The organism is Bacillus sp. FSL R5-0654, assembly GCF_038008745.1.
Classification (GTDB): domain Bacteria; phylum Bacillota; class Bacilli; order Bacillales; family Bacillaceae; genus Bacillus; species Bacillus safensis.
The window spans coordinates 354,844-365,931 of record NZ_JBBOZV010000001.1 but is presented as its reverse complement, the minus strand read 5'-3'; the positions used below and the strand labels follow the sequence as shown (position 1 = coordinate 365,931).

The window sequence follows — 11,088 nt, the reverse complement described above, 5'->3', positions numbered from 1 at the left end:
ATATCAAAAGAACCAAGTCTATTTCATTAAAATAGACGGTTAAACAGAAAAGGAGCCCACCCCGAATAAAACGGAGGGACTCCCATTTTCATTCGGTAGCCTGCCGACCTTAGCAAAAAAAGAATCATTTACCTTAGGACATGGCTTTGCGTCTCTATGTTTCCATAGATTTGCCTTTTTCTTCTTTTCTTTTAGATATTTTCTATTTACGTCCACTTTATATGAAAATATTGTTTTTTTCACCGAAAAATGGGTGTAAAGATTCATGCGTTATACCGAAGGGATCCTGTGAGAATTGACGATATTTACCGAAAATAACTAATAATAGTTGCGTTCAACCGAAAATAATCGACTAAATACCGCAAAAATTTCATATTTCCCCTTAAATTTTGAAAATATGACCGAAAATGTAGGATAGAGGTCTCCTTGCGTTCCCCGCAAATTCTTAAATCTTAAGAACTATATTCCCTAAAAAAATGAATTTTTTTACTGTAAAAACAACAAAAAAAAGAGCTGTCATTTCAAATGACAACTCCTTGTTTCTTCATTATATTTACATCACCTTAGACAAACCAATCGTTTTTTCAATAATGAGCAGCGCAATGATAGAAATGATAATAAATATGACAGATATCGCATTGACACTTGGATCAAAGGTCTGCTCAATGTAATTAAAGGTCCTGACAGGAATTGTAATGGTTTGAGGAGAGGAAACGAACAAACTGATCGATATTTCCCCAAATGACGTCACAGCTGAAAACACCCCTCCTGCAATGATTCCCGGCTTAATCAAAGGCAATGTGACTCGAAAAAACGTACGAATGGGTCCTGCGCCAAGATTCATTGAAGCCAGCTCAAGCCGCGGATCTAAATTCGAAACACTCACGCCTACCGTTCGAACCACATAGGGAAAACCAATGATGACGTGACCAATGACGAGCGCCCACAAAGACCCTGTAAAGCCCATAGCCGTAAACAAGTAAAGCATTGCAATCCCTAACACCACCTGAGGAATCATGAGAGGTGACAGAATGAAAGCTTGGACAGCCTCCTTTCCCTTAAAGGAAAGCCTTGCTAAAGCATACGATGCCATTGTCCCTAAAAGAACCGTGAGAGGCGTCACGATGAACAGCAGAATCACACTGATCCGAAGAGATTCCATCCATTCTGGATTTGACACGACCTCATGAAACCAGCGCACAGAGAACGAAGTCGGTGGAAATTCAGGAAAGGCATTTGGACTAAAAGCAGATAGGACGATCACAAGAACAGGTATGGTTAAAAAAAGATAAACCAATGACCCAGCAGTCCAAATCAGGATGGAAAGCAAGCGGTCACCTATTGACTTTTTACGCATGCATCCTCGCCTCCCAACGCTTCAATAAATAGCTTAATAGACTGACTACCACAAGCACACAAACCAATAATGTAAAGGACATAGCCGCAGCAAGAGGCAGATTATACACCTGCATGACCTGCTGATAAATTGACAGCGGCAGCAGCGGCTGCATCCGTCCGCCGACTAACAGCGGGGTGATATAACTTCCTGCTGCCAGTGAGAAGACGATGATCGCGCCAGTCACCATGCCTGGAATGGTCAGTGGTAAGGTGACATGAAAAAAGGTTCGAATCCGGCCAGCTCCAAGACTCATAGAAGCCGGTCTTAAGTGACGATCCATATCGGTTAAGCTTGTTGCGATCGGCAGTACTGCAAATGGCAGCATGACTTGGACATAGGCAATAATGACCGCATTCATATTCCACAGCATCGAGAGCGGCTTCTCAATCACCTGTAAATCTAATAACATGCCATTGATCAGACCATTTTGCGAAAGAAGAACAATCCATGCAAATGTCCGAATCACAACACTTGTCAAAAGCGGCGACACAAGTAGGATATAGAAAAATGCCCGCAGACGCGGATTAGGTGCTTTGACGAGCACGTATGCTGCGGGGTATGCCATCAATAAACAAATCACCGTTGTCTGCAAAGCCACCCACACAGTACTTCCAATCGCCTTTACATATGCATCTGTCGTGAACACATGAATATATTGAGAAAAGCTATACGTTTGTAATGTATTCATCATCGAATCGACATCGCGAAAACTGAGAACGAGCATCATCACCAGAGGAGCTAGTAAAAATACTACAAGAAACAAACAGGCTGGCAGCAGCATAAACCAATGAAATCGTTGATTCTTTTTCTTGATTCGCATCACGTATGCACCTTCGAATCTAAGAAAACGATATCTTCAGGCTGCCAATGGATATGGACGGTTTCTCCAACTTCAGGCAGTTCGGGAAATGCCGCATCAGAAGCATGGACAATGATTTCACCATTATCAAGCCCCACAACCAAACGTAATGAATGCCCAATATAACTCACATCTGACAGCACTCCTGATACATGGTTCGGCTTTACTTCCTCCCGCTCAGAAGAGATGCTGATTCTTTCAGGACGCAGCATAAGCAGTTGCTTTTCCCTCTTCTCTTGATGTGCCGCAGCCTGCAGCTGAAGATGCTGACCGCTTGAATGGGTGACATGCGGAACTGTAAATGCCGCATCAGCTTCATTGTACACGGCCTCAAAGATGTTCACCTGTCCGATGAATTCAGCTACAAATCGATTGTTTGGCTGGCGGTACACCTCTAAAGGCGTCCCAATCTGCTGTATTCTTCCCTCTCCTAAAATTCCAACCCGATCAGAAAGGCTTAAGGCTTCCTCTTGATCATGTGTCACAAGAATGGTTGTAATCCCGACATTCCTTTGAATATTTCGCAGCTCTGTCTGCATGTTTTTTCTTAGTTTGGCATCTAGGTTGCTGAGCGGTTCATCAAGAAGGAGAACAGACGGCTGAATCGCCAGCGCTCTTGCAATCGCTACCCGCTGCTGCTGACCACCGCTTAATTGGTGGGGCATCCGTTTCGCAAATGCCTCTAATTGAACAAGAGACAAGCTTTCCATCACCTTCTCTTTAATTTCCGCCTTCTTTTTCTTTTGAACCTTTAGCCCGTACGCCACATTATCAAATACAGTCAGATGTGGAAAAAGTGCATAGCTTTGAAAAACCATACCTGTTTTTCTTTGGTAAGGCGGCAAAGCTGTCACATCCTGATCGCCAATATAGACGACGCCTTTTGTTGGTTCTAAAAAACCGCCAATGATGTTTAATAATGTTGATTTTCCGCAGCCGCTAGGACCAAGAAGGGAGAAAAACTCTCCCTCATTCACCGTAAGACTGACATCGTTGAGAGCAATCTGCTCACCGAAGTGCTGACTGATGTGTTCTAAATGAATTCCACTCATGCGATCACCTATTTTCCTCCGCCTAATACTTCGTTCCATCGGTTTGTCCAATTGCCAAGCTCAGAGGTCGCTGTTTCATAATCTACCCACGTCAGCTTGCTGTAATAATTTTCTCCAACTTTCACTTTCCCCTTAATCTTGTCATCGTATTTCACATCAGAATTCGACATGCCATAATAAGATTTTTCCGAGAAAGCCTCCTGAGCTTCTTTTCCACTTAAGTAGTTTAATAGTTTGTACGCCGCTTCTTCATGCGGACTTCCCTTCGTTAAAGCCCAGCTCGCAACAGCTGCAACAGCACCTTCTTTCGGATATGAGAAACCAATATCCATGCCTTCTTCTTCAAGTGCAAATACTCGCCCGTCCCAATATGGAACAGCCGCAACATCCCCACGTTCTAACAAGGTTTGAATCGATCCTGGGTTATCTGGAAAAGCAGCAACATGACCTTTTAACTGCGCGAGACTTTTAAATGCTTTATCAATATCCTTAGGATTTGATTCTGTCCCCCCTTGCGCATGAACAAGTGCAGAGAAAAATTGCAAACCGGCTGAATAAGTCGGAGATGAAATGGCTACCTTCCCTTTCAGCTGACTGCTCCATAGGTCAGTCCAGCTGTTTGGCTCCTGCTTGACGAGGTCTTTTCTATAAGCAATACCAAGCTGCCCCATACTAAAGCCTGCTGCATATTGTTTTCCATTCACAGTAAGCTTCTTTTGGACAGAACGGTAAAGCTTTTTCACGTTCGGCGCTTGATCTTCATCAATAGGCGCAAGAACGTTTGCCGCGATACCTCTTTGAATCGTATCAGGCTGTAAGATTAGTAAGTCATATGGTGGATTTTTCCCATTTGACGCTTTTAATTTTGTAAACCATTCAGAATCCGCCCCAGAGACGGTTTGCACTTTAATTCCTGTATCTTTTTCAAACTTTTCAAGGATTGGTTTGATATTCTTTTCCCAATCGCCTCCATATACGCCAACAATCACAGTCTGCTGCTGTTTGCCTTGATCCTTTCCATTTCCACCACAAGCGGTCAGCAGTACAACGATTGATAGGATGCCTGCAAAAATAGCGATTAATCTTCTTTTCATGATTCATTTCCCCCTTTTTGTCCATTCATTTGACGAAGTGCTTGAGTAATATCTTTCTTTGTTAACGGCTCATTTCTATGACTGAAATGTTGATGAACTGCATGTTTATAGTGCGTACGTTCATTAGCCGGATAGGAACGAAGCTGAACGGCCAGCTCACTGCTGGCTTCGTCCGTCCATACTTTCTCATAAGCTGCTCTTTGTTCTCCGAAATCCCACACGTCAGTAGATGGAGAATGATTAATCTTTTCACGCACCCTGCTCGTCTGCTCCTCATCAATCTTCCATTCATTTTCGTCTAAATACACTTTCACACCATATTGCTGCAGCGCTCTTTCTTCACTTAATAGACCTGCTTCCACTTCCTGAAGGACTTTTTCTTGCTTTCTGGCAAATGGATTTCCCCAGCCGCCTCCACTTGGTGAAATCAATTGAACGATATCGCCTTTTTCAAGTCGCAGAACATCTATTTTGGGCTGGTCTTGTTTCTCACCATTAGCTGTGATCAGCTTGACCTCACCAACCGCTCCTGCTCGGCCGCCCATTAACCCCCAAGGCTGAAACTTCATCCGTTCCATTCCTCGTGCTGTCACCATCGATTCAGGCTTCATCATTTCAAATTCCAAACCAATCGCATGTCCGCCTCGATTTTCACCAGCTCCACCTGTGTTCGGCAGAAGCTCATATCGGTGAACATGAATATCAATATGCTGTTCCAAACTCTCAATTGGTGTATTCTTCAAAAAGCCTGACGAATGATCAATACCGTCCACTCCATCAGTACCATTTTGAGCACCTCCGCCTCCGCCTAATGGTTCGACAACGGACATTTTCCTGCCACCCGTTTGATCATCAGGTACAGAGAGAACCACAATGGCAGATTGACCTGCACCTGCTGCCGGCACTGCTTCAGGCAGCAGCTTACCAATGGCGCCTAGCACGACATTGTACAGCCTCATCGTAATCGAATGACGAATCCCGACAGAAGCCGGGTATTCTGGATGCACCAGCGTTCCTTTAGGAGAGATCACGTCAATTGGATACGTTATTCCACCATTAATCGGTATAAAAGGATCCTTACTAATGATGTAATTAATCAACCCTTGATAAAGAAAGGAATGTTTCTGACCATTGGTAACAAGGTTAAAGGCTGTTTTTACTTGGGGATCACACTCAGAAAAATCGAGCGTCAGCCGTTTCCCTTTGATCGTTAGCTTGATTTTCAACCGAATAGGGACGCCTGAGATCATATCATCATCTAAATAATCAGCAAATTCACTCGTTCCATCCGGTATAGCTTCAATGACCTTTCCAGCACGATCCTCGGCTTGCTTCAGCAAGTCTATCATTCCTTGTTTCACTTCGTTTTTTCCGAATTTCTCAATCATTTCTTTTAACCGAATATCTGCTGTATTCACTGCAGCAATCATCGCATTGATATCACCATCATTTAGATGACTAGCGCGGCTGTTAGCTCTTAAGAAGGTACGTACGACCTGATTCTCTTTTCCGCCTTCATAAATTTTTACTGGCGGAATTCTTAATCCTTCTTGATGAACATCCGTTGCTGTCGGTGAAATACTCGAAGGCACAAGTCCACCCACATCACTGACATGAACAAAAGACCAAGCATAGCTTACGATTTCATCATCTACAAAAATCGGCTTAATGATATGGACATCTGGCAGGTGAGTCGCCAAACCATCTGTCGTATAAGGATCATTAGTGATGATAATGTCTCCTGGATGCATCGGCCCGCTTTCTTCAATCGCCTTTTTTAGACTCAGCCCTAAAAAGATCGTCACACCCACTGTCTTCGGATAAACAAAGAAATCTCCAGAAGGCGTGGCTAATGCTGTCGCAAAGTCAGCAGATTCTTTGACGAAGGTCGTAAATGACGTTCGTTCAATGACATGTCCCATGCCTGATGCAATCGCATTAAAATAACTGCGCATCATCTCAAGCTTTGCTGGATCAGTTCTCATGTAAAGCCGCCTCCTTTGAAATCACTAAGTTACCTGATGGATCAATGCTGCCTGCCCAGTTTGGCAAAATTAATGTTGTTGTATCATCCTGCTCAATAACGGCAGGCCCATTTACAATAGAACCTACTGACAGAGTGTCCCGGTTATAAACCGATGCTTCGTATTCTTTTTCCTCTATAAAGATTCGTCTATATTCATATGGTTTCAAAGACTGTCCGCTGCTTTCATGAACAGGTGAAAAAGGCAGCGGAGGCGTCTCGCCTATGACTCGAACGCGTAAATGAGTAAACTCGATGTTTGCCTGATCATCCCTATGACCATATTGACGCTGATGCAGTTTGTGAAAGGCTTCAATGAGTTGGTGGATGTCTTGTTCTTGTTTTAGCCAATCAATCGATAATGGCAATTCAATCTCAAATGCCTGTCCTTGATAACGTGCGTCTGCTAATAATAGAATGGATGTCTGATTGATATGCTGAATGTCCTGCTGGCTGACCCAATCAGTCGCTTTTCGCGACAGCTTCTCATAATCTTGTTTTAGTTGGTTGATCGAATAGTCTTGTAAGCATATTTTCTTCGACAGCACCGCATCATGAATAAAGTCAGCGGTCAGAGCACCTAATGCACATAATGTACCCGGACTCGGAGGAACAACCACATTTTTCGCATGAATTTCTCTCGCAAGAAAATTCGCTACAACCGGTCCTGCTCCGCCAAACGCCAGCAAACTAAAATCTCTAGGGTCAAATCCTTGCTGCTCCATCACATTGCTTAATTCTGTGTACATATTGGCTACGGCTACTTGAATGAGCTGGTCAGCCGCCTCTTCAACCGTTTTGTTGAGCTGATCAGCAATTGGCTGAAAGGCCTTTTTCGCCGCAGACAACTGTAATTGTAAATGTCCTCCGGCAAAACGTTCTTGATTGAGATAACCGCATATAAGAAACGCATCAGTTAAAGCTGCTTTTTCTCCCTTTCCATACGAAGCTGGTCCCGGATTTGAGCCAACTGATTCTGGCCCCGCTTTTAGAAGTCCGCCCTGATCAATCCATGCTACCGAACCTCCCCCTGCTCCTATTGAATACATCGCAACAGATGGGAGAATAATTGGAAAGCCTGAAAGCTGATTGGATTGCGCCATTGTAGGCTGTCCATTTTGAATAATCGAGATATCTGCACTCGTCCCCCCGACATCAAAAGTGATCAGGTTGGGTTCACTAGCTGATGCTGCAATTCTCACCGCACCGATGACACCAGCTGCCGGACCAGAAAAGAGAGTCTTAACAGGCGAGGTTGCCGCACTTTCTGCATCCATTAAACCACCATTTGATTGTGTAATGTATGGAGAAATTGGTACACCTTCTTCCTTCAAACGAATTTTCAGCGTTTGTAAATACTGTTTCACCTTTGGTTGAATGTACAAATTAACAACAGACATCACTGTACGCTCGTATTCCCTCATTTGAGGCCATAATTCAGATGAGGTAAGGACTTCTAACTGTGGATAATGATGATTGATATAGGCTTTTGCCTGTAATTCATGAACTGGGTTTTGATAACTATGTAAAAAAGAAATGACGATACCTGCTAGATTTTTAGATATAACATGCTGGACTGCATCATCTAACTGCTGCAGATGGAGAGGGTTTTTGATCGTACCATCGTGTATCAACCTTTCAGAGATTGGATATACATGCTTCCGAGGTATCAATGGTTCTGGCAAACGAGAATTGAAGTCATAAGGAATGGGTAGTCGTAAACGTTGAAGTGACAATATATCTTGAAATCCTTCTGTCACAAAAAGGGCTAAATCTGCTCCTTTTCGCTGCAATAATGTATTAAGACCGATTGTCATTCCGTGAACGAGGTATTGGATGTTGGATAAATCAACCCCTCTTTTTTTTAGAAGATTTAACCCATTGATAATACCTTGGGCTGGGTCATCAGTCACTGTGGGTGTCTTGAGTTCAGTCAGCTCCCCTGTTGCTTCATTTATCAACGATAAATCAGTAAATGTTCCGCCTATGTCTATTCCGAGCCGGTATGAGACATCCGCCATTTGTACTTCCCTCCTACGATGTAATTAGAATCATATTTTGATAAATTACGACATTTTTTGATATTTGACTCCATATTATTAAAGCAGATCGGTCTAGTCAATTTTATTTTTTTGAAATTTCTGTGTGTTAAATTCTTGAAATTAGCTCAAAAAGCAGTGATAAAGCCATTTTGGATGAGCATAATCGTTTTATGATCTACAAAATTAAAATTTTTATGAATTTCTTCAAAAATGAAAAACAAGAAATCAAGTAAAATCTGTTTTTTGAATTTTAAAAGGCGTTTTTTCAAAACCAGGAGAAATTGGTAAGTAATTCTGCTATACTTCTGTTTACAAAATACGCAAACAAGAAAGAGAGCCAGCACCTATGAAACTTCTTAAAATGATTCTCTTGCTTTTATTGATTGTTATTGGTGTAGCAACAGGCTATATCCAGCTGGAGCAAGGGAAACAAGAGACAGCGAATTCATCTTATGACAAAACGATTCATTTTCCATCAGACCGCTATCCCGAAACAGCCAAGCACATAGAAGAAGCCATTGATGAAGGTCATTCATCCATTTGTACAATTGACCGTAAACATAGTGATGAGCAGAGGGATCGATCATTACATGGCGTTCCAACAAAACGCGGGTATGATCGTGACGAATGGCCAATGGCAATGTGCAAAGAAGGAGGCACAGGAGCTTCTGTTAAATATGTACGCCCTTCTGATAATAGAGGCGCAGGCTCGTGGGTAAGTCATCAATTATCGGATGATCCTGACGGCACAAGAATTCAATTTATCATCGATTAGCAGCCTTTCCCTTTTCTATATTAAAAAAATTTTCACATGACTGCATGGAGGTATTTTAAACACTTTTTTCATGCCGATAATCCTTAAGGAGGGATATCCTACCTTATACCTAAAGGAGTTAAAAAGCATGAAGAAAAAGGGAAAACTGAGGCTTGGCGCCAAAATTTTGCTGATCTTTTTAAGTGTCCTCATCATCTTTTCCGCAGTTGTTGGTTATGTGGTGAATCGCGAGATGACAGAAAACATCAAGCAAATGGCAACTGAAAAAGCAAAAGGTGATTTAAAACTAGGCTACGCCTACCTGAATGAAAAAGTAGAAGGCTCGTGGCAGATTAAAGAGGACAAGCTATTCAAAGGAAATACGCAAATGAATGATCATGACACATTGGTTGACCAATTAGCCGAATATACCGGTGATACCATCACGATTTTTCAAGGAAATACCCGCGTTGCTACGAATGTCATGTTAAACGGGAAACGAGCTGTAGGTACAGAAGTATCTCCTGAAGTGAAGACCACTGTTTTAGATAAAGGAGAAAACTATTACGGCACTGCAAATGTTGCCGGGAAAGACTATCAAACGGCTTATATGCCGATCAAAAATGAAGCAGGCGAAACAATTGGTATTTTTTATACTGGCGCCAATCAAAGCATGATTTCACAAATGCTTCAGTCATTCTATATACAATTTGTCATCGTCCTTTTGTTAAGTCTGATCGTTTCGGTCATCATTATTTCTATTTTCACTAAACGGATTCAGGCACGTCTCAAGCATATGGCTTCTGCCATTAAGAGTGCAGGCGAAGGTGATTTAACCATCAATGTGACGGATACTGCGGGTGATGAATTGTCTGAACTGGCTGGCCATTTCAATAAGATGCGTGAAAAATTAAATCAAACCATTCTAAATGTCATGAACACGTCTGAATTAGTGGCCACATCCTCTGAGCAGCTGTCAGCTAGCGCAGAAGAAACGAGTGCAGCATCAGAAAAAATCACCTACACGATTCAAGAAGTGGCACAATCTTCAGAAGAACAGTCCACTCAAATGACAGCTAGTGAGCACAAAATGATTCAAGTATCAAACGAGCTGGCAAACATCACTGAAAATGCAGGACAAATGGCTTCAAGAAGTCACTCCGCACAAGAAGTGGCCCAAAAAGGTGTACACAATATCGGTGAAGTTCATTCACAAATGACGTCTATTGCCAAATCGATTGAAGAAAATGGTACAGCGATTCAAGCATTGGAAACACGTTCAGCTGAAATTGATCATATTTCCAAAGTCATTACAGATATCGCCAGCCAGACAAACCTGCTAGCTCTTAATGCAGCAATTGAAGCAGCACGGGCAGGTGAGCATGGAAAAGGATTTGCTGTTGTCGCAGACGAAGTGAGAAAGCTTGCAGAAGAATCTCAAGCATCATCAAACATGATTTCCCATCTCATTTCTGAAATACAAAAAGAGATGACTCATTCGACGAATGCCATCAAACGAGTAAGAGAGGAAGCGGCTCAAGGGGCTGTACTTATCTCTCATACAGAGGAATCATTTCATGATATCCAGCAGTCGATGAGAGAAATGGCGAATGGCATTAAGCATTTATCAAGTGCATCACAAAAAATCGCAGCTTATACAAACGATGCGAAACAGTCTTTTGCGTCTATTACAGAAGGCGTGAAACGAACGAGTGAACATTCACAGCAAGTAGCCGGTTTAACAGAAGAACAATTTGCTGCAATGGAAGAAGTAACAGCTTCATCAGAAGCCCTTGCCCATTTAGCAGGAGATTTAAAAGCAATGGTCTCGCAATTTCACATCTAGATCCCACACCAAATAGCGC

At 42.5% G+C, this 11,088-nt stretch carries 8 protein-coding genes and 1 riboswitch; of the genes, 2 read left to right on the top strand and 6 right to left on the bottom strand.

Annotated features, from left to right (window positions below; genetic code table 11):
- Positions 1 to 91: 91 nt before the first annotated feature.
- Positions 92 to 185: riboswitch (cyclic di-GMP riboswitch) on the bottom strand.
- A 368-nt stretch (positions 186 to 553) separates the two neighbouring features.
- Genes NSS76_RS01945 through NSS76_RS01920 form a run of 6 tightly spaced genes read right to left on the bottom strand, consistent with a single transcriptional unit; the run spans position 554 to position 8,448 of the window.
- Positions 554 to 1,357, bottom strand: coding sequence for an ABC transporter permease (locus NSS76_RS01945; RefSeq protein ID WP_024424298.1), 804 nt, complete (start codon positions 1,355 to 1,357; stop codon positions 554 to 556).
- Positions 1,350 to 2,219, bottom strand: a complete 870-nt coding sequence (locus NSS76_RS01940) for an ABC transporter permease (RefSeq protein WP_024424299.1) — start codon at positions 2,217 to 2,219, stop codon at positions 1,350 to 1,352. Before NSS76_RS01940 ends, NSS76_RS01945 begins: the two co-directional genes overlap by 8 nt.
- Complete coding sequence (locus tag NSS76_RS01935) at positions 2,219 to 3,310, bottom strand: ABC transporter ATP-binding protein (protein WP_025092817.1); 1,092 nt, start codon at positions 3,308 to 3,310, stop codon at positions 2,219 to 2,221. The genes NSS76_RS01940 and NSS76_RS01935 overlap by 1 nt, the downstream gene beginning before the upstream one ends.
- 8 nt (positions 3,311 to 3,318) lie before the next feature.
- Positions 3,319 to 4,404 carry an ABC transporter substrate-binding protein gene (locus NSS76_RS01930; RefSeq protein WP_024427273.1) on the bottom strand — a complete coding sequence of 362 codons (1,086 nt, stop codon included), beginning with the start codon at positions 4,402 to 4,404 and terminating at the stop codon, positions 3,319 to 3,321.
- On the bottom strand, positions 4,401 to 6,389 hold the full coding sequence (locus NSS76_RS01925) for a hydantoinase B/oxoprolinase family protein (protein ID WP_341080366.1): 1,989 nt from the start codon (positions 6,387 to 6,389) through the stop codon (positions 4,401 to 4,403). The genes NSS76_RS01930 and NSS76_RS01925 overlap by 4 nt, the downstream gene beginning before the upstream one ends.
- Positions 6,379 to 8,448 carry a hydantoinase/oxoprolinase family protein gene (locus tag NSS76_RS01920; protein ID WP_341080365.1) on the bottom strand — a complete coding sequence of 690 codons (2,070 nt, stop codon included), beginning with the start codon at positions 8,446 to 8,448 and terminating at the stop codon, positions 6,379 to 6,381. Before NSS76_RS01920 ends, NSS76_RS01925 begins: the two co-directional genes overlap by 11 nt.
- 367 nt (positions 8,449 to 8,815) lie before the next feature.
- Between NSS76_RS01920 and NSS76_RS01915 the strand changes: the two genes are divergently transcribed.
- On the top strand, positions 8,816 to 9,244 hold the full coding sequence (locus NSS76_RS01915) for a NucA/NucB deoxyribonuclease domain-containing protein (protein WP_024424305.1): 429 nt from the start codon (positions 8,816 to 8,818) through the stop codon (positions 9,242 to 9,244).
- A gap of 127 nt (positions 9,245 to 9,371) precedes the next feature.
- Positions 9,372 to 11,069: a methyl-accepting chemotaxis protein gene (locus NSS76_RS01910; protein WP_341080362.1), complete on the top strand. Its 1,698-nt coding sequence runs from the start codon at positions 9,372 to 9,374 to the stop codon at positions 11,067 to 11,069.
- The last annotated feature ends 19 nt before the right edge of the window (positions 11,070 to 11,088 follow it).

Excerpts from the sequence above, each read along its gene's own strand:
- NSS76_RS01945 (WP_024424298.1), bottom strand. The coding sequence starts at position 1,357 with ATGCGTAAAAAGTCAATAGGTGACCGCTTGCTTTCCATCCTGATTTGG.
- NSS76_RS01940 (WP_024424299.1), bottom strand. The coding sequence starts at position 2,219 with ATGCGAATCAAGAAAAAGAATCAACGATTTCATTGGTTTATGCTGCTG.
- NSS76_RS01935 (WP_025092817.1), bottom strand. The coding sequence starts at position 3,310 with ATGAGTGGAATTCATTTAGAACACATCAGTCAGCACTTCGGTGAGCAG.
- NSS76_RS01930 (WP_024427273.1), bottom strand. The coding sequence starts at position 4,404 with ATGAAAAGAAGATTAATCGCTATTTTTGCAGGCATCCTATCAATCGTT.
- NSS76_RS01925 (WP_341080366.1), bottom strand. The coding sequence starts at position 6,389 with ATGAGAACTGATCCAGCAAAGCTTGAGATGATGCGCAGTTATTTTAAT.
- NSS76_RS01920 (WP_341080365.1), bottom strand. The coding sequence starts at position 8,448 with ATGGCGGATGTCTCATACCGGCTCGGAATAGACATAGGCGGAACATTT.
- NSS76_RS01915 (WP_024424305.1), top strand. The coding sequence starts at position 8,816 with ATGAAACTTCTTAAAATGATTCTCTTGCTTTTATTGATTGTTATTGGT.
- NSS76_RS01910 (WP_341080362.1), top strand. The coding sequence starts at position 9,372 with ATGAAGAAAAAGGGAAAACTGAGGCTTGGCGCCAAAATTTTGCTGATC.